The organism is Bacillus mycoides (genome assembly GCF_018742245.1).
Lineage (GTDB): Bacteria > Bacillota > Bacilli > Bacillales > Bacillaceae_G > Bacillus_A > Bacillus_A cereus_U.
Genome location: NZ_CP036132.1, coordinates 2,794,230 through 2,810,925, shown reverse-complemented (window position 1 = coordinate 2,810,925; position 16,696 = coordinate 2,794,230). Strand labels below are relative to the sequence as shown.

Below are 16,696 nucleotides of genomic sequence, written 5' to 3'. Positions count from 1 at the left end.
TGATTCTTTAGCCTTGATTATGTATTACATACGAAGTTCAAATTAGTAACATACCGCTAGATGAAAAAAAGGCACATACAGTGGACCTGTTGAAATAGAAGAAATTATGGAAAAATGAATATCGGGAAGAGAAATAACACGTTTTAGTAAAAAGGTGGAAAACCCACTATTAAAATTTCAATCTTAAAAATTAATTGATAAATAACTTTATAGATAATGAACATTAAAAAATAGTAAAAATAAATAGGAGGAATTGAACATGTCGGATTGGTTTCAATTAGATAAAGAATATATGATGCCTACGTATTGTCGCACGGAGGTTGCAATAGAAAGAGGAGAAGGTTGTAAACTTTATGATGTAGATGGAAAAGAGTATTTAGATATGTTTTCTGGTGTAGGGGTAAACGTATTAGGATACAATCATCCTAAAATTGTGCAAACGACAATGGAGCAAGTTACGAAGTCGTTGCATCTGCCATTTCATTTTTTAAACCCAGTTGCGATTGAGTATGCAAAGAAATTAGTTGATTACTCTTTAAAAAATGGAAAAGTCTTTTTTACAAACTCTGGTACAGAAGCGACAGAAACAACGTTAAAATTAATAGATAAATATAGATCTATTACGAATGAAGAACGTGATGGAGTCGTTGTACTGAAAGGTAGTTTCCACGGACGAACATTAGGAGCTCTTCACTTTACAAGACAAGAAAGTATATATCAAAACTTCCCTAAAACATCTATTCCTGTATATGAAGTGGAGCGTGAAAATATAAAGGAATTAGAAGATACAATTGTTAATGAACATCCCATTGCAATTATGCTAGAGCCTGTTTTAGGAAGCGGTGGGATCTATCCTTTATCAAGTGAATATTTACATGGTGTTCAATATCTATGTGATAAATATAATGTAATTCTAATTGTTGATGAAGTACAAAGTGGTATAGGCAGAACTGGGAAACTATTTGCTTATCAAAATTTCAATATTACACCAGACATTATTCAATTTGGTAAAGGAGCAGGAGGCGGGATACCGCTAGGAGGAATCATTGTAGGTGAAAAGTTATGTGATGTATTTTCACCAGGAGATCACGGAACAACATTTGCTCATTCATCAATGGGAACAGCTTTAGGTTTAACGGTATTAACAACATTAATTGATGATGGTTTAATGCAAGAAGCTTATGAAACGTCACTATATTTAAATGATAAACTGCAAGAAATTCAGAAAGAAAATTCTTATTATATTCAGGAAGTACGTCATGCTGGGATGATGTTTGGAATTAGTATGAATGATACAAATGAAAACGTAAAGAAATTACAGCTAGAATTAATGGAGAAAGGGATGTTAGTCGATGTTACACAAGGGAATATCATCCGTTTACTTCCCCCGTATATAATTACGAAAGAGGAAATTGATGCATTTATTAATGAATTTATATTCGCTATTCATAGTGTGGCAGCTATAGCAAGTGTTTAAGAATTTTGATGAAAATACAAATATAAAAAGTACCTTATTTATAATTCGTACAGGAAGAAAATAAGGACAAAAAATAAATTTATATATTAAAATAAAAAGCTGAAAAAGGCACTCATACAGCGCTTTTTCAGCTTTTTAAAATACTTAATTACTTAACCTAGAAAGAATCTAATTGGACAAATACTTAATTATGTGAAACAATAATAACAGATAAGGAGACGTTGCTTTTCCTTAAGTGCTTCGTATTGAATTTATTCTAGTAAGAGAAGGTGTGCTGAAAGAAGTTAAATTAAATAAGGGGCTGTTTGACTATATGCAACAAAATAATGATTTAAATTTTGAACCTCAAGACGTTAATATTGTCAATCCTAAACAAGCTAGGAAAGCAGTTGTTGCTACTGGCATTGGGAATGCAATGGAGTGGTTTGACTTCGGATTATATGCTTATTTAGCGGTTATTTTAAGTCAATTATTCTTCTCGGGTGTGAATGATAGTGGTTTGCAACTTGTACTTACATTTGGTACATTTGCGGCGGCCTTTCTAGTTCGACCAATTGGAGGTATTTTCTTTGGTAGAATAGGAGACAAGTATGGCCGAAAGATTGTTTTAAGTACAACTATTATTTTAATGGCACTTTCTACATTATTCATCGCATTACTACCAACCTATGAACAAATTGGTGTATGGGCACCAATACTACTTTTAGTTGCTCGAATGATTCAAGGCTTCTCTACAGGCGGCGAATATTCAGGAGCAATGGTTTATATCGCAGAATCTTCTCCAGATAAAAAGCGTGGTATACTCGGTAGTGGTCTTGAAATTGGAACACTCTCAGGTTACATTGCTGCCTCGGTAATTGTTACCATTTTAACGTTATTATTAACAGATGAGCAAATGCTCAGCTGGGGATGGCGTATTCCTTTCTTAATTGCTGCACCAATTGGTTTGGTCGGTTTATATTTACGACGTCATTTAGATGAATCTCCAATCTTTCAAGAGATGGAAAAAGCACAAGAGGAATCTGAAGACAACGAACAATTTTCATTTATGGATATATTAAAATATCACAAAAAAGACTTCTTATTAAGCACAGTAATTGTTGCCTTCTTTAACATTACAAACTATATGATCCTTTCGTATATTCCTTCTTATCTAACACAAGTACTAAAAGTCAAAGAAACAACTGGCTTATTGATTATTTCAATTACGATGGCACTTATGATTCCACTGGCACTTTATTTCGGTAAATTAAGTGATAAAGTAGGTAATAAACGCGTAGTACAAATTGGTTTACTTGGTTTAGCATTATGTTCAATTCCAGCATTTTTATTAATTGGTAACGGACATATTGTAGCCATGTTTGCGGGTATTTTCGTCTTAGGTTTCTTCCTTAGTGTTTATGAAGGAACATTGCCTTCGTTATTACCAGCACTCTTTTTCACCGATGTACGTTATCGTGCACTTTCTATCTCCTTTAATATTTCTGTATCTATATTCGGTGGTACAACGCCGCTTGTATGTTCATACTTAGTTCATGTGACTGGTAACCCGCTCGCACCAGCATTTTATTTAACAGGTGTAAGTGTAATTGGATTAGTTGTATTTAGTGTACTGTTTGTTACAACATCAGGACGTGCATTAAAAGGATCTTATCCTACCGTAGAATCGAAGAAAGAAGCACATCAAATCGCTAAAGAGGATCCTGAAGAAACACTTTGGTGGCATGAAGAATCTTTAGAAATTGAAGCAGGAAAAAAAGCATAATTTGTGAAAAGCAACGTGGACTTTTATACAAAAAGACTCCTAGTTTAATAGGAGTCTTTTTGTATACATTATTTTCTCTTCTTCTTCAAACTCTTCTGATAAGCATAAAGCTTATGAACCTCTTCCTTAAATTCATGCAAAAGCACAGCATTTTCACTGTTTGAATAACGTACTGCATTATACGCATCTATAATGATATGACTCTGAATATTTACCTCTTCTTCATGATTTACTCTTTCTAGCCAAGCTTCAACAGTTTCTCCTCGTTCACGATTTAAAGGAGGGGATAGTTTACTCTCAAGTTTGAAAATTTCTTTTCGAATTTCGTTATTTGGTGGTTTATTTTGTTTGAAGCGTTTTTGGCTGATTCCTTCTTTATCAGTAATGATTGTAGATTCGAAGACTGGCATGTTTGCTAAGCTTAAATATTTTCGTTTTTTTACTATTTTCCAAACGACGTAAATAGCGATAGCTGTACAGACTATTATTGTAACGCTATTTATGAGAGTTGGATCAAAAGTACGTTGCCCCAATTCCTCCTTAATTGTAGGATCTTTTAGATTCCCTTTATTCGACCAAAAATCATCTGTTTCTTTTAATGCAGCTGCCGAAAATAACGGATTGATAGCGTATCCGAATCCTAACGCAACTACTTGAACGATATAAGAAAAAATAAGACGAATATAAGGGAATACCGGAATAAGTAAAGCACTAATTGTTCCAATAGCAATAATAGAAGAAAAACGTAATAGCTGTTGATTACGATTTGAACCTGTTTGCCAAAATGTAATCATAATGTGAAAAACTAATAGTAACAATTTCCATAACGGTGGAAAAGGGGCATGAAATATAGCTGAAAAGACAAACCATATAATACCGCCTAACGACTTTTGTACCGGATACCCAGGCCCAACTGCGTGTACGATAAAGAAGAAAAGTGGTAACATAATTGTGCCAAAAAGAGAAAAAGGTAGAATGAAAGAACAACCGACTATTTGAGCAACTAACAGTATTACAAATCCTGTTGTTTTTTTCTTCATTAATTTATTAATAAGAAGTACTCCTACATAACCGGTCGCTAAAAATATAGCAATACCAACTATTTCGTTTCTTTCCGTTAATAACGAAAGGAGGAGCAGCAGAATAAAGTCATTAACGTGATAGAGCCAAGTTTTCAACTGCTTCCACCATCCCTTCATTATTTATGAGAAATGTAGGTTGCGTTAGAAGAGGGAGCGCATTCTTCTGTATACCGATGTAAATCATCGTAGACGAGCGTTCTCTTTTTCTCGTTACATAGTGAAGAAATCCTTGTTTCGGAAGAAGCGTACTATCATCTGAAATACGTGCCAATTCCTCTAATGCCTTCCCGTAATGCGCTTGTCCTTCGTTTAATGGTAAATGCAAAGGGCCACCTTCTGCTAATATACTAATAAATAACTCAAACGGAATTTGATGCTTCGTTGCGTATTGGCAAATGTATGTGGTAAATGAAATAAGGTCTTCTACATTCTCTTTCCAACCAAACCCACGATCAGCAGCTAAAGAAAGACAAATCGTCCAACTATAATTTTTTACAGGTTCATATTGCTTCGCTTGTAACGCCTGCATTTTAGCAGATGCTTTCCAATGAATAGAGCGGAAAGATTCACGTTCATATCGTTTAACACCGATAATGGATGTTTCATCATTGTAAAAAGAGAAATTCGTTCGATACGAACCTGTTAATAGTTGCTGAAGTTCTTGTAAACCGGCTACTTCTTTAGGAGTAGGGTATACAATAATTTCAGTCTTTAATTTATCGAAAACAGGTAAATGGACAGTTAATAAATGAAAAGGGTCTTTTAAAACACATTCAAATTGTTCAATTTGAAAGACACCACGCTTCGTTGCGGTTAATGTTAAATCCCATTTTTGTGCTGAATGAGCAGGTTGTGAAAATGGGAAAGAAAATAACGTTTTTGATATTTGTTCAATCCCTTGATCTTTATGCGGTATAAGGGACGAATTTAAATGAAAGTAACAAACACCGTTAACGAGTGGTATATTTGCCCCATTTTTTAAATGAATAAAAAACTGTCCGGATTCATCAGGGAAAAGCCGAGTTGTTTGTTTTTCATTTATAACTTGAAATCTTTTCTCTATGTAAGCGACATATTTATAAATGAAAATCGCAAATAAATAGTAGGAGAAAAAGAGAAACATAATAATTCGTTGCGGTAGAAAAAACGTAAATAGTAAAGCGATGGGCACAGTTAATTGAATAATGTGGATTTGAAAAAATAAAGGTACAGTTACAACGCGCTGTCCATTCATGCTTGCTCAATCTCCACGGGTACGTCAACTTCTTTTAAAATCCTTTGCATTAATTCGTTTTTTGTCGTACGTAATGCACCTTCCATTGATAAGACGATACGGTGATTCCAAACAGAAGGAACTAAAAATTGTATATCTTCAGGTGTACAATATTCTCTGCCGCGTAAAAAGGCTAATGCTTGAACAGCACGTACTAAAGCTAATGTAGCGCGTGGGCTTACACCATTGGCAATGTAATCATGATTTCTTGTAGCGTGAGCAAGTTTAATAATATAGTGTTCTAACGGTTCTGATACGAAAATTTCTTTCACTTGTTGCTGCGCTTCTAAAATGTCCTCTAAAGAAATGACAGATGTGACGCTTTCTAAAGGTGCATTGTTACGAAAACGGCGCATCATTTTTAGCTCATCTTCAGGAGACGGATAACCAATTGAAATCGTCATTAAAAAACGATCAAGTTGTGCATCTGGAAGCGGGAAAGTTCCTTGTGATTCAATCGGGTTTTGCGTCGCAATAACAAAGAATGGTTTCGGAAGAGGAGTAGACTGCTTTTCAAGAGTTACTTGTCGTTCTTCCATCGCTTCTAACAAACTAGATTGTGTTCTCGGCATCGCGCGGTTAATTTCATCTGCAAGTAGTATATTTGTCATGACTGGTCCAAGTCTTAACTCGAATTCACTCGTTTTTGGATTGAAGTATTCAATACCTGTTACATCACTCGGAAGTACATCAGGGGTAAATTGAACGCGAGAAAAATTACCACCAATGCTTTTAGAAATTGTTTTTGCTAGTAATGTTTTCCCGGTGCCAGGAACGTCTTCAAGCAGTACATGTCCATCAGCAAGTAATGAAACGAGGAGTAAATCAATTACATTTTCCTTACCGACAAAAACAGACCCTATATTTTCTTTTAATTTATTTATCATATGTAACATTCCTTCCATAATAAAAGAGTTAGTATTTCTATATTTTAACAAATTATTCAGAAAATTGGTATGATTTTTTAATCCGAAGAAATGGATATTTAATTTTAAATTCTATTTGCATATTTTGGAATGTGATTATATAATATCGGTATACGATGTATCGTTAGTCGATATATCATGAAGCGATGTATCGGAGGTAGTTATAATGAATGCGAAAGCGCAAAAATACATTCCATTAACTGAGGCGACATATTACATATTATTGTCACTAGTTAAGCCAATGCATGGTTATGGAATTATGCAAATGGTAGAAGAGATGACAAATGGGGAAGTAAAGCTAGGTCCTGGTACTTTATATGGGAATACGACGAAGTTATTAAAAGAAAAGTTAATTGTTGAAGTTGCCTCAACAGACAGAAAGAAGTGCTATGAGTTAACGCCGTTTGGTAGAGAAGTGTTAGAGCTAGAGTATAACAGGTTGCAGAGATCTGTAAGGAATGGAAACAGTATATTAGGGGAGTGAATGGAAGATGAAGACAAAAAAGGTATTCAAATTTTTCATGGCATGGAGTTTAGAAAAAGAAGAAGTTTTTTTACGGAAAATGCATCAAAAAGGCTGGGCGTTACAAAGGTATAATTTGATGTATACGTTTAAGAAAACAGAACCAAAAGATGTAATATATAAAGCGGATTTTAGATTGGTTTACAGGGATTCAAAAGAAAAACAACAAGAGTACTTTGAAATATATGAAATGTCTGGTTGGAAACGTGTCACAAGTTTTACAAGATGGAATTATTTTTGTAAGGAAGTAGAGGAGGGAATTGAGTTACCTGACATATATTCAGAGAAGGACACGAAGGTGCAAAAAATGAAGGAGTTATTACAATTTTTCGCATTGATTTCAATAACTATATTACCCTCAATGTATAGCGTATTTTTAAATTCAACAGAATCAAGAGTGCCAATTTGGGCGAAAGTTATGACAGGGCTTGTAGGTTGTATGTATGTTTATTTCTTTATGAGGCTCTTATGGAAAATTAAGAAATTGAAAAGCGAAATATTATAATAAAGATTGGATTTTAAAAGAAGATGATTACCGGAATCATCTTCTTTAATTTTTATGTGATTCTATTTTGTTCACTCTTTTTTACACAATAAAAGACTATATATTTAAGGCATAGAACTAACAGTTACAAAGATAATACTAGTAATAATACCTAAAAAAATCATGAGTGATGAAGAAGCGATTAATAATAATGAACTACCGATTAATACTATTTTATTAGAGTTTTGATGTTTAAAGTGGTAATAAAGTAAAAAGCCGCAAACAGTAGAAATAATCCATATAACTAGACCGTAAGGAGTCGAGATCTTCTTCCAATCGAAGATCCAAAAGTAAAAAATGCCTATGTGACAAGTTAATAGTAGAAATGTAGATGGAATCATTAACTTTTTATTTAAAATCATTTATTTCACCTCTCTTGTGTAAATATTACCAAAAGAGTGTGGAGTTGAAAATATAATATGGAAGTGAATAAGGTTTTCACTTAAAGAAATTACAAGGTGAGTAGCATTTGTTCCTAAATCAATTTCCATTTGCATGGGAATTTAAATGAAAAAAGAACCATATAAAATTATGAAGGGGGGAAAGTCATAAAATGCAGAGAATGAACAATTATTTTCGTGCTCGTGCGAGTATGGTATACATGATGACTAATAATGAAGTAATGAATCACATTGTTGCTTTTCATATGGATACGAATGGAATGCTCACCTTTTTAGGTTCTTACCGAACTTACGGAAGAGGTACTGGTATAAAGGAAGTTTCTACAGAAACGGCAAACGATGGTATAGATCCTCTAGCATCACAAGGTTCTCTGACATTGTCCCGTGATGGTCGTTTCCTATTTGCAGTTAACGCAGGCAGTCATAGTATCAGTAGTTTTATCATAGCAGATAACGGGGTGCCGATTTTCGTGGATGTAAAGCCATCAGGAGGTGCTCAGCCCAATAGCATTGGTGTGTATGATAATCTTCTCTACGTGTCCAATGTAGGTAATGCTGCAAACAATTTTGCATCAAATATTACCGGATTTCACATAGATGATAAGGGAAACCTTACACATATTCCAGGATCCACTCATGCTCTCAGTACCTTTAATGCTCAGCCTGCACAAGTTCTCTTCACCCCGGATGGTAGTAAAATCGTTGTCTCCGAGCTTACATCAAACCATCTCAGTGTCTTCCATGTAAATAAAGATGGTACGGTTACAGGACCAATTGTTAATGATTCTTACGGTAAAGGCCCATTGGGTGCTTACTTTCTATCGTCCGGAATTCTCTTAGTTACAGAAGCAGTTTCAAATGCGTTGTCATCTTATTCATTGAGCAATGACGGTACTCTTCATGTAATCAGCGGCTCTGTACAAAACGGATATAAAACTGCTTGTTGGGTTATAACAACGAAGGATGAACGTTTTGCCTATACTACGAACACTTTAAGTGGCACCATATCCACCTACCAAATCGCCCCGAATGGAGCACTGTCAGTAGTAAGGCATATTACTAGTACACCGCCGGGGACAGCACCAGGTCTTCCGATGGATGTTGGAGTGAGTAAAGATGGACGAAATTTTTACACCCTTAACGGAAATCAGGGGACAGTGTCAGCATTTAATATTCAAAGTGATGGTAGTCTAGTAAGGTTGCAGGTTGTTGCTTCATCCAATTTTCCTTACTTTGGATCGCAAGGCTTAGCTGTTCTTTAACTCTATTGGGTCCACTATAATCGTGTGAAATTGAAAAATATATGACGGTGTATGAATAGTAGACATGTAGATGAATTAGGAACCTTTGATTAAACAGCAATTGTCCACCTTACTTACGTAAAACGGAAAAACCCCCCTATAGAAAATTGATAGGGGGTAGGGAAAATGTTTAAGAGAAAGACTGATTTTGCGCAGGTTTTATAAATTGTTCTGGATTTTCAACAAGCCCGCATACAGCACATTGGACGCGATAAGTAGGTCCTTGATAAGCCATATGAAAAGCATTCATCGTTTCGTTTGTGTATTCTTCTTCTACTTGACCAGTTTGTGGATTTAATTTCACTGGTTTTACTTGTTGCTCAAGAATATTAAAGCGAGTTCGGTTCGTTTTACAGCTTGGACATAGCATTGGTTCCATATGTATACACCTCCATTTGTAGCATTTCTTAAGCACTATGATTTTATGCAAGTAAAAAAACTTTCTCAATATAAATAGGTTTTTAATGTATTTAAAATTCAGAAAAAATAAAATATAATAAATGTAAGAACTGGTTATGTCCAAACCAAATCTCCTGTTTTATGCCAATAAGCTGGGGGCCGAGAAATCGGCCTCATTTTTTTGTGCTCATCTCTATAAGGTACAAGGTTTTTAAAAACATTTGTCGAATTTTTAGAGGTGAAGGTAAAGGGGGGAATAGTTATGAACTTAAAAATGAAATACATTATTTTATATGTAGAAAAGTTTGAGGAATGTTTAAGGTTCTATAAAGATATTTTACAGTTACCTATAAAAGCAGAGCACGGTACATATATTGAATTTGAAACAGGAGCAACAATTTTAGCGATGAATACACGAGAGGATGTTAAGGAGTTAACGGGACTACCTCTTACAGAAGGTGTACTACAATCTTCTCATTTTGAAATAGGATTTGTTGTAGATGATGTTAAGGAAACGATTGAGAAATTAAAAGAACAAGGGGTTAAAGTTCTAGTTGAGCCAATCGTAAAACCGTGGGGACAAACAATTGCTTACATTGCTGACCCAGACGGTAATTATATTGAAATTTGTAGTTCATTAGAATAGAAGGAGAAAAAGAGGATGGGGTTTCCAAAATTAGAAACAGAACGTTTACTATTAAGAGAACTTACACTATTAGATGCAGAAACAATGTTCCATTATTTTTCAAAAGAATCCGTTATTCGTTATTTTGGAATGGACTCTTTCGAAAATGTTGAGCAAGCGAAAACGACTATTCAAACGTTTAGAAAGCGTAATGAAGAGGGAAGTGTATTTCGCTGGGGAATAGAGAAGAAAGGCACAGATCAATTAATTGGTACGTGTGGATTTCATTTAATTAACAATCATCATAAACGAGCTGAAATTGGTTATGAGCTAGATGATACATATTGGGGACAAGGATACGCAACCGAAGCACTGCAAGCAATGCTAGCTTACGGATTTGAAACGTTGCACTTTATAAGAATTGCAGCTGTCGTATATATAGAAAATGAAGCTTCCCGTAATTTATTAAAAAAAGCCGGATTTCAAGAAGAAGGATTACTTCGAAAATATATGATTCAAAATGATGTTGCTCATGACACGGTCGTTTATTCATTATTAAAAGAAGATTGGAAAAAGTAATGAGCACAAATGAAATAATGAAAGTTATTAAGGAACATAAAGATGAGCGATTTATACTAGGTATAGACGGACTAAGTCGTTCGGGTAAAACAACATTGGTTAAAAAATTAGAAGAAAATATGAAACGAAATGGAATCTCGTTTCATATTTTTCATATTGACGATCACATTACCGAGCGTAACAAGCGATATAGTACTGGATTTGCAGAATGGTATGAGTACTACAACCTTCAATGGGATATAGAGTGGTTGCAGCGAAACTTTTTTGGGAAGTTACAAAGCGATATACAAATACAATTGCCTTTCTATCATGATGAAACAGACATATGTGAAATGAAAGAAATACAGCTTCCTTTAGTAGGTGTAATAATTGTTGAAGGTGTTTTTCTGCAGCGAAAAGAATGGAGAGATTTCTTTCATTATATGGTGTATTTGGATTGTTCAAGAGAGACAAGGTTTCTACGTGAAAGTCCAGAAACGCAGAAGAACCTTTCCAAATTTCAAAGTAGGTATTGGAAAGCTGAGGAGCATTATTTGGAAGCGGAATTGCCAAGGGAGAGAGCGGATTTAGTAATTACAAAATAGAAGGTGGATAAAATGAATATTTTATGGGATTTTGATGGGACGTTATTTAATACGTATCCTGCATATACAATGATGCTTTCTGAAATATTAGGTGATGCAGTAGATAAACAAGAAATATACAAAAACTTAAAAATATCATATTCCCACGCAATTCAATATTACAACATTTCAAATGAACAGGAAGAACAGATTAAAGTTTTGAAGAAACAGTTTACTCCAAAAGATATGAAACCATTTGAAGGTGTCGAAGAGATTTTGAAATTTGCGCATAAAAACGTGATTATGACACATAAACATAGGGCAGGAGTTATGGAAATCTTAAAGTATTATGGATGGGACAAATACTTCGTCGATATGGTTACAATTGACGATGGTTTCCCTCGAAAACCGAACTCTTTAGCTTATGATCATTTACATAAAAAGCACAATATTGATCTAGCAATTGGAGATAGAGAGTTAGATCTATTGCCTGCGAAGGAATTAGGTATTTCAACATGTATGTTTCAAGATAAATGTGATGTAGCGGACTATTCTTTATCGCATTACTCTGAGTTTTTTAAGGTAGTTATTGATAGAGATAGAGAGTTTTCTTTATAAACGGCTTGATTAAAACTTCTACTTTTTACTCGGAAAGTAGAGGTTATTTTCTATGTTTAAAAAAACTATAGTGGATTAATACTTTCAAGTGTATAGAAGGAGATTGTTATAATAATGTGAATTATATAGTTATAGATAAATCTGTAGATAAAGGGGTATGTTTTTGAACTTTTTTAAGTAAGTGAAAGATTTCTATAAGGCGAGTGATAATATGAGTATTTTCATTTTAGAAGATGATGTCATACAAGCGCAGCAAATGAAGCGGTTAGTTGAAGAGATTTGTGAGAAATATATGTTGCCGTACGATTTTATCGAAGTAACTAGTAAAAGTGAAAACATTATTAAAAACATTCCACGGGCGACTTATGTACCAATTTATTTTTTAGATATTGAGATAAAAAGAGAAGAACGTAAAGGGTTGCAAGTAGCGCAAGAAATTCGTAAATATGATACGCAAGGGATTATTGTGTTTGTAACGACGCATTCAGAATTTGCACCGATCTCGTATCAATACATGGTATCAGCTTTAACATTTATTGATAAAGGTTTGCCGTATGAAGAACGATATCAAGTATTTGAGCAATGTTTGCTTCAATATGAGGCACGCAATAAGACTACTATTCCTAAGGATGATTTTATTGTTGAAAATAGTAACGCTACTGTGCGACTGCCATTTCATGCAGTCGAATATATTATGACCGATGATCCACATCGTTTAGCTTTAGTGACGTTAGATCGTATCGTTTATTTTTATGGAACATTAAAAGAGATTGAAATAGTAGATGAACGGTTATTTCGTTGTCATCAATCATATGTCGTGAATATTACACAAATGTCTTCTTATGATACAACGCAGAAGATGATGATATTAAAAAGTGGGAAACGAATTCCAGTATCGCGGCGTTTAGTTAGTAAAGTACGTACAATGTTAAAGGGTGAGATGTAATGTATATTTATGATGTGTTTGCACTGTTGCTCACTAGTATGAGTCATACCTTCTTATACATTCAATTAATCCGGTACAATAGATTGTCATATAGAATGTTAGCGTCTTTAAGTGTTGTATTTATTATTTTACTTGTAATTGTCGTAACAGTAACGAGATATCCAGAGCTTAATAGTACAATTGTGTTATTTCTAATAAGTTTAGGAATGATGCAAAATGAATTGAATTTTATGCGGAATTTATATTTTGCGCTTGTTAGCATGGTTATTATTACGCTTGTGAAAATGCTATTTCTCGAAGTGGGTATGAAACTATTTATGTTAACACCATTTGATTTCTATTTATGGACAGCGAGTATAATTCATCTTATCGTGTCGCTCATAACTTTTATAGGTATTGTATTAGCTCGTAAACGAATTCAAAGTATCGCTCAGTACATAGTAGGAAGTCCACTATATTATGTTACTTATATTTTGTTAATTATCGGGTTTATTATTGAATTAATTTTAACGAGTCCATCCACTGATTTTTTAGCAAAGTTAAATCAGCAATATGGTGAATTGAGTTTTATTTCAGCAATTATATTGTTCTTAGTATTACTACTTATTGTATTACTGAGTTCGCATTTGGCGAAAGCGAAGTTGGTAGAAGAACATGAAACAAGGTTAGATAAAGAATTACTCGATTATGTTGAGAAATTAGAATCGATGCATGATGAATTGGCCAGTTTCCGCCACGATTATATTAATGTGTTACTTGCGTTAGAAGCGGGAATACGTACAAAAAATGTGAATGAAATCGAGCAAGTTTATTATGAGGTTATTACTCCTACTTTAAAATTAATCAATGATCATGAACTCGATATTGCGAAATTATCTCGTATACATATACCTGAAGTGAAAAGTGTATTAAGAGCAAAAGTGGGTACTGCCCAGCAACAACAAATAAAAGTAATGCTTGATATTCCGGAAAAAATAGCGAAGGTTTCGATGCCTATAGTTCCTTTTATTCGTATCATTTCAGTCTTATTAGATAATGCAACTGAAGAAGCGGTACATAGTGAGGAAAAGGTACTGCAAATTGCCTTTTTTGAAATGGATGCAGAGCAATATTTTGTTGTTCGTAATAGCTCCAATTATAAAGAGATTGATTTACAAAAAATTTATGAGAAGAACTATTCGAGGAAAGAAGAGGGCAGAGGATATGGGTTATTCTCATTAAAACGTATTATAAATAAAACGAATAATGCAACGCTAGAAACGACTTATATGAGTCCTCATTTCACGCAAACTTTCATACTAAAAAAACAGATAACCATTTATGATGGAAATCAAACCGAATAAGAAATAACTACATACTTTCTTCAATCGTTTTTATACACTTCAAGTAAGAGGTGAAACGAGATGAATGGTCTTATTTTTACAGCGTTTATAAGTATAGGGTTACCACTTGTTGCACTTTTATATGCTTTTTGGAAGAAACGCTATATCCCGTATATGCTAGGCGTATTGGCATTTGTTGTATCACAAATTTTAATCCGTATACCAATACTGAATTATTTAAATGGAAATAGCACAGCTTTTTCAATGTTTAGTGTCATGCAGCCTATATTATTTGCGATTATGCTTAGTTTTTCAGCTGGTATTTTTGAAGAGATAGCTCGTTTTATTGCAATGCGCTATTTTATGAAACAACGAGATTGGCAGTCAGGATTTTTATTCGGAGTAGGGCACGGTGGTATTGAAGCTGTGTTGATAGTCGGTATTCCAGTAGTATCTCTATTATTATCGCAAACAGTTAGCGGAAATACGGATAGTTATTTTATCGGTGGAGTGGAACGTATCTTTGCGATGTTAATCCATGTCGGTCTGTCATTCATTGTATTGCAAGCAGTTGTCCAAAATAAATTTCGTTATGTTGTATATGCAATTTTCATCCATGGGACTGTAAATGCACTAGCAGGCATCATACCGCTATACGTACCAGCAAATAGGGCTATATTTACTGTAGAAGTTACAATAGCAATTTGTGCGTTACTTGTATTTAGTTATAGTTTCATCTTAAAAAGAAAGGGTGTATTAAAATGAAAAGAATGTTACTCATTATTATAAGTGCTATTGCGGCGTTCGCACTTGCAGCATGTACTGGTAATAAAGTAGATGAAAGTACTTCAAAAAAGTTTATTCCGAAAGCGGAAGAAATTGTAACGTTACTAAATGAATCTAAGTATAAAGAAGTGCATGAAAAATTTGATAGCAAGATGAAAACTGCATTATCAGAGGAGAAAATGAAAGATCTTACTCCTGTAATTGCAAAAGCTGGTACATTCGAAAAGATTGAAAAAAAGTCGATTGAAGAAAAAGATGGTTTATATACAGTTGTTCTTGTAGCAAAATATAGTAAAGAACAACGTACCTTTATCGTAACTTATAATGATAAAGAAGAAATAGCAGGTTTATATATTAAATAAAAAACAGATAAAGTGGGAGTGTCCACTTTATCTGTTTTTTTATTTTAACCAAATTATGGTTATTTTTGCTAAAATGAGTTCATAGCCATATAGAAGGGGGGAATTATGAAAACGGAAATATTTTCCAAAAAGAAGTACAGCATAATAAGCTATGTATCTTTACTCATCGGAATTATGTGTTTTTTATTCGTTTTTATAACTCCGACGAGAATAGCGAATGCGGGTAATATAGTCGGAGATTATATTACGATTGCTCTGACAGGCGTAGGTATCATAATTTCAATAATCACAATGACGAAAAAAACAGAGAAGAAGGCAATTGCAATTATCTCATTAATACTTTCCTCATCGTTCTTTATTTTTTGGATTATCGCGATTATCTTATTGTTTACTGGCCAAATAAATTTTGCGCCGTAATGAGCAATAAAAAGAGTCCTTCATATAAGAAGGACTCTTTTTATTCGGTATCTTCAGGTTGATATTCTAAAATATCCCCAGGTTGGCATTCTAATGCTTTACAAATAGCATCTAAAGTTGAAATTCTAATTGCTTTTGCTTTTCCATTTTTTAATATAGAAAGGTTAGCCATTGTAATTCCAACCTTCTCTGAAAGTTCAGTTACGCTCATTTTTCTTTTCGCTAGCATTACATCAATATTAATTATTATTGCCATGTTATTCACCTCAGACCGTTAAATCATTTTCTGATTTTATATCTATCGCATCTTTTAAAAGTCTTTGGAGAACGGCAGCAAAGACTGCGATAACCATTGAAGCAAAGATTAGGAGCATGCCAAGTATAATAATACCAGGTGCATCATCTCTTTCCGCCACAAGATAGAAGAGTGGCATACCTACCACATATAAAATACTGATTGTTACTGCGCAGTTTTTTATCTTTTTTAAAGCTCTAACAGATAATTTCGAGAAAGCGTTACCCTTGTCAATGAAGCTTACAAGTTTAAAAGCTTGATACAGAGCGAAATAAAAAGGTACCACCGTTGCATACAGATTGATTAAAATAAGATATTTTATATATGCAATATCGGGATACAATTCCGCTGCATAATTCCCTATGTTAGGAACTAAAAATATACACAAAGCAAGAATAGGGATTCCAATCAGAATAATAGCTGTCTTTAAAAAGAGTGTTGATCTTTGTTTCATATAAAGCACCTCATTTATTAATTATCTATTTAATCTAA

21 protein-coding genes are annotated in these 16,696 nt (G+C 33.9%); 14 read left to right on the top strand and 7 right to left on the bottom strand.

Annotation, left to right across the window (positions count from 1 at the left end; translation table 11 throughout):
• Positions 1 to 259: 259 nt before the first annotated feature.
• Both EXW56_RS14315 and EXW56_RS14310 read left to right on the top strand, forming a co-directional pair.
• Positions 260 to 1,477, top strand: a complete 1,218-nt coding sequence (locus EXW56_RS14315; RefSeq protein ID WP_215596666.1) for an aspartate aminotransferase family protein — start codon at positions 260 to 262, stop codon at positions 1,475 to 1,477.
• 313 nt (positions 1,478 to 1,790) lie between these two features.
• Positions 1,791 to 3,242 carry an MFS transporter gene (locus EXW56_RS14310; protein ID WP_215557052.1) on the top strand — a complete coding sequence of 484 codons (1,452 nt, stop codon included), beginning with the start codon at positions 1,791 to 1,793 and terminating at the stop codon, positions 3,240 to 3,242.
• A 68-nt stretch (positions 3,243 to 3,310) separates the two neighbouring features.
• Here the strand turns inward: EXW56_RS14310 and EXW56_RS14305 are convergent, their stop codons facing one another.
• The 3 genes from EXW56_RS14305 to EXW56_RS14295 are packed head-to-tail and all read right to left on the bottom strand — an operon-like array spanning position 3,311 to position 6,484.
• The gene (locus EXW56_RS14305; RefSeq protein ID WP_215596665.1) at positions 3,311 to 4,420 is read right to left on the bottom strand and encodes a DUF4018 domain-containing protein; all 1,110 of its coding nucleotides are present in this window, start codon (positions 4,418 to 4,420) and stop codon (positions 3,311 to 3,313) included.
• Positions 4,395 to 5,558: a DUF58 domain-containing protein gene (locus EXW56_RS14300; protein ID WP_215596664.1), complete on the bottom strand. Its 1,164-nt coding sequence runs from the start codon at positions 5,556 to 5,558 to the stop codon at positions 4,395 to 4,397. Before EXW56_RS14300 ends, EXW56_RS14305 begins: the two co-directional genes overlap by 26 nt.
• Positions 5,555 to 6,484: an AAA family ATPase gene (locus EXW56_RS14295; RefSeq protein ID WP_002110531.1), complete on the bottom strand. Its 930-nt coding sequence runs from the start codon at positions 6,482 to 6,484 to the stop codon at positions 5,555 to 5,557. Before EXW56_RS14295 ends, EXW56_RS14300 begins: the two co-directional genes overlap by 4 nt.
• Positions 6,485 to 6,689: 205 nt before the next feature.
• Between EXW56_RS14295 and EXW56_RS14290 the strand changes: the two genes are divergently transcribed.
• Positions 6,690 to 7,007, top strand: a complete 318-nt coding sequence (locus EXW56_RS14290; protein WP_000991891.1) for a PadR family transcriptional regulator — start codon at positions 6,690 to 6,692, stop codon at positions 7,005 to 7,007.
• A gap of 7 nt (positions 7,008 to 7,014) precedes the next feature.
• Complete coding sequence (locus tag EXW56_RS14285) at positions 7,015 to 7,551, top strand: DUF2812 domain-containing protein (RefSeq protein WP_078174262.1); 537 nt, start codon at positions 7,015 to 7,017, stop codon at positions 7,549 to 7,551.
• 104 nt (positions 7,552 to 7,655) lie between these two features.
• Here the strand turns inward: EXW56_RS14285 and EXW56_RS14280 are convergent, their stop codons facing one another.
• The gene (locus EXW56_RS14280) at positions 7,656 to 7,952 is read right to left on the bottom strand and encodes a hypothetical protein (RefSeq protein WP_215596663.1); all 297 of its coding nucleotides are present in this window, start codon (positions 7,950 to 7,952) and stop codon (positions 7,656 to 7,658) included.
• A 191-nt stretch (positions 7,953 to 8,143) separates the two neighbouring features.
• Here EXW56_RS14280 and EXW56_RS14275 point away from each other — a divergent pair, with 191 nt between their 5' ends.
• A complete protein-coding gene (locus tag EXW56_RS14275; protein ID WP_215596662.1) occupies positions 8,144 to 9,253 on the top strand; it encodes a lactonase family protein in 1,110 nt (369 codons plus the stop codon).
• Positions 9,254 to 9,422: 169 nt separating this feature from the next.
• On the opposite strand, the gene EXW56_RS14270 is transcribed toward EXW56_RS14275, so the two are convergent.
• Positions 9,423 to 9,671: a hypothetical protein gene (locus EXW56_RS14270; RefSeq protein WP_000433610.1), complete on the bottom strand. Its 249-nt coding sequence runs from the start codon at positions 9,669 to 9,671 to the stop codon at positions 9,423 to 9,425.
• A gap of 282 nt (positions 9,672 to 9,953) precedes the next feature.
• Here EXW56_RS14270 and EXW56_RS14265 point away from each other — a divergent pair, with 282 nt between their 5' ends.
• From EXW56_RS14265 to EXW56_RS14225, 9 genes are all read left to right on the top strand, one after another.
• Entirely contained in the window at positions 9,954 to 10,337 is a 384-nt protein-coding gene (locus EXW56_RS14265; RefSeq protein WP_002161342.1) for a VOC family protein, read from the top strand.
• Positions 10,338 to 10,352: 15 nt separating this feature from the next.
• Entirely contained in the window at positions 10,353 to 10,895 is a 543-nt protein-coding gene (locus EXW56_RS14260) for a GNAT family N-acetyltransferase (RefSeq protein ID WP_002110526.1), read from the top strand.
• Positions 10,895 to 11,479: a kinase gene (locus tag EXW56_RS14255; protein ID WP_215557048.1), complete on the top strand. Its 585-nt coding sequence runs from the start codon at positions 10,895 to 10,897 to the stop codon at positions 11,477 to 11,479. The genes EXW56_RS14260 and EXW56_RS14255 overlap by 1 nt, the downstream gene beginning before the upstream one ends.
• 12 nt (positions 11,480 to 11,491) lie before the next feature.
• Positions 11,492 to 12,076 carry an HAD-IA family hydrolase gene (locus tag EXW56_RS14250; RefSeq protein ID WP_070170302.1) on the top strand — a complete coding sequence of 195 codons (585 nt, stop codon included), beginning with the start codon at positions 11,492 to 11,494 and terminating at the stop codon, positions 12,074 to 12,076.
• Positions 12,077 to 12,287: 211 nt separating this feature from the next.
• The gene (locus EXW56_RS14245; protein WP_078174266.1) at positions 12,288 to 13,022 is read left to right on the top strand and encodes a response regulator transcription factor; all 735 of its coding nucleotides are present in this window, start codon (positions 12,288 to 12,290) and stop codon (positions 13,020 to 13,022) included.
• Entirely contained in the window at positions 13,022 to 14,365 is a 1,344-nt protein-coding gene (locus EXW56_RS14240) for a GHKL domain-containing protein (RefSeq protein WP_215596661.1), read from the top strand. The genes EXW56_RS14245 and EXW56_RS14240 overlap by 1 nt, the downstream gene beginning before the upstream one ends.
• A gap of 60 nt (positions 14,366 to 14,425) precedes the next feature.
• Positions 14,426 to 15,109, top strand: a complete 684-nt coding sequence (locus EXW56_RS14235; protein ID WP_215596660.1) for a YhfC family glutamic-type intramembrane protease — start codon at positions 14,426 to 14,428, stop codon at positions 15,107 to 15,109.
• Entirely contained in the window at positions 15,106 to 15,492 is a 387-nt protein-coding gene (locus EXW56_RS14230) for a DUF3887 domain-containing protein (RefSeq protein ID WP_002200093.1), read from the top strand. Before EXW56_RS14235 ends, EXW56_RS14230 begins: the two co-directional genes overlap by 4 nt.
• A 105-nt stretch (positions 15,493 to 15,597) precedes the next feature.
• Positions 15,598 to 15,909 carry a hypothetical protein gene (locus EXW56_RS14225; RefSeq protein WP_002200094.1) on the top strand — a complete coding sequence of 104 codons (312 nt, stop codon included), beginning with the start codon at positions 15,598 to 15,600 and terminating at the stop codon, positions 15,907 to 15,909.
• A 40-nt stretch (positions 15,910 to 15,949) separates the two neighbouring features.
• Here the strand turns inward: EXW56_RS14225 and EXW56_RS14220 are convergent, their stop codons facing one another.
• On the bottom strand, positions 15,950 to 16,165 hold the full coding sequence (locus EXW56_RS14220) for a helix-turn-helix domain-containing protein (RefSeq protein WP_000974613.1): 216 nt from the start codon (positions 16,163 to 16,165) through the stop codon (positions 15,950 to 15,952).
• 10 nt (positions 16,166 to 16,175) lie between these two features.
• A complete protein-coding gene (locus EXW56_RS14215) occupies positions 16,176 to 16,658 on the bottom strand; it encodes a DUF2975 domain-containing protein (protein ID WP_002200095.1) in 483 nt (160 codons plus the stop codon).
• Positions 16,659 to 16,696: the final 38 nt, after the last annotated feature.

Coding starts and splice junctions, on each gene's coding strand:
- EXW56_RS14295 (WP_002110531.1), bottom strand. CDS start 6,484: ATGATAAATAAATTAAAAGAAAATATAGGGTCTGTTTTTGTCGGTAAG.
- EXW56_RS14260 (WP_002110526.1), top strand. CDS start 10,353: ATGGGGTTTCCAAAATTAGAAACAGAACGTTTACTATTAAGAGAACTT.
- EXW56_RS14230 (WP_002200093.1), top strand. CDS start 15,106: ATGAAAAGAATGTTACTCATTATTATAAGTGCTATTGCGGCGTTCGCA.
- EXW56_RS14235 (WP_215596660.1), top strand. CDS start 14,426: ATGAATGGTCTTATTTTTACAGCGTTTATAAGTATAGGGTTACCACTT.
- EXW56_RS14270 (WP_000433610.1), bottom strand. CDS start 9,671: ATGGAACCAATGCTATGTCCAAGCTGTAAAACGAACCGAACTCGCTTT.
- EXW56_RS14310 (WP_215557052.1), top strand. CDS start 1,791: ATGCAACAAAATAATGATTTAAATTTTGAACCTCAAGACGTTAATATT.
- EXW56_RS14280 (WP_215596663.1), bottom strand. CDS start 7,952: ATGATTTTAAATAAAAAGTTAATGATTCCATCTACATTTCTACTATTA.
- EXW56_RS14240 (WP_215596661.1), top strand. CDS start 13,022: ATGTATATTTATGATGTGTTTGCACTGTTGCTCACTAGTATGAGTCAT.
- EXW56_RS14245 (WP_078174266.1), top strand. CDS start 12,288: ATGAGTATTTTCATTTTAGAAGATGATGTCATACAAGCGCAGCAAATG.
- EXW56_RS14300 (WP_215596664.1), bottom strand. CDS start 5,558: ATGAATGGACAGCGCGTTGTAACTGTACCTTTATTTTTTCAAATCCAC.
- EXW56_RS14315 (WP_215596666.1), top strand. CDS start 260: ATGTCGGATTGGTTTCAATTAGATAAAGAATATATGATGCCTACGTAT.
- EXW56_RS14290 (WP_000991891.1), top strand. CDS start 6,690: ATGAATGCGAAAGCGCAAAAATACATTCCATTAACTGAGGCGACATAT.
- EXW56_RS14220 (WP_000974613.1), bottom strand. CDS start 16,165: ATGGCAATAATAATTAATATTGATGTAATGCTAGCGAAAAGAAAAATG.
- EXW56_RS14285 (WP_078174262.1), top strand. CDS start 7,015: ATGAAGACAAAAAAGGTATTCAAATTTTTCATGGCATGGAGTTTAGAA.
- EXW56_RS14255 (WP_215557048.1), top strand. CDS start 10,895: ATGAGCACAAATGAAATAATGAAAGTTATTAAGGAACATAAAGATGAG.
- EXW56_RS14275 (WP_215596662.1), top strand. CDS start 8,144: ATGCAGAGAATGAACAATTATTTTCGTGCTCGTGCGAGTATGGTATAC.
- EXW56_RS14250 (WP_070170302.1), top strand. CDS start 11,492: ATGAATATTTTATGGGATTTTGATGGGACGTTATTTAATACGTATCCT.
- EXW56_RS14265 (WP_002161342.1), top strand. CDS start 9,954: ATGAACTTAAAAATGAAATACATTATTTTATATGTAGAAAAGTTTGAG.
- EXW56_RS14225 (WP_002200094.1), top strand. CDS start 15,598: ATGAAAACGGAAATATTTTCCAAAAAGAAGTACAGCATAATAAGCTAT.
- EXW56_RS14215 (WP_002200095.1), bottom strand. CDS start 16,658: ATGAAACAAAGATCAACACTCTTTTTAAAGACAGCTATTATTCTGATT.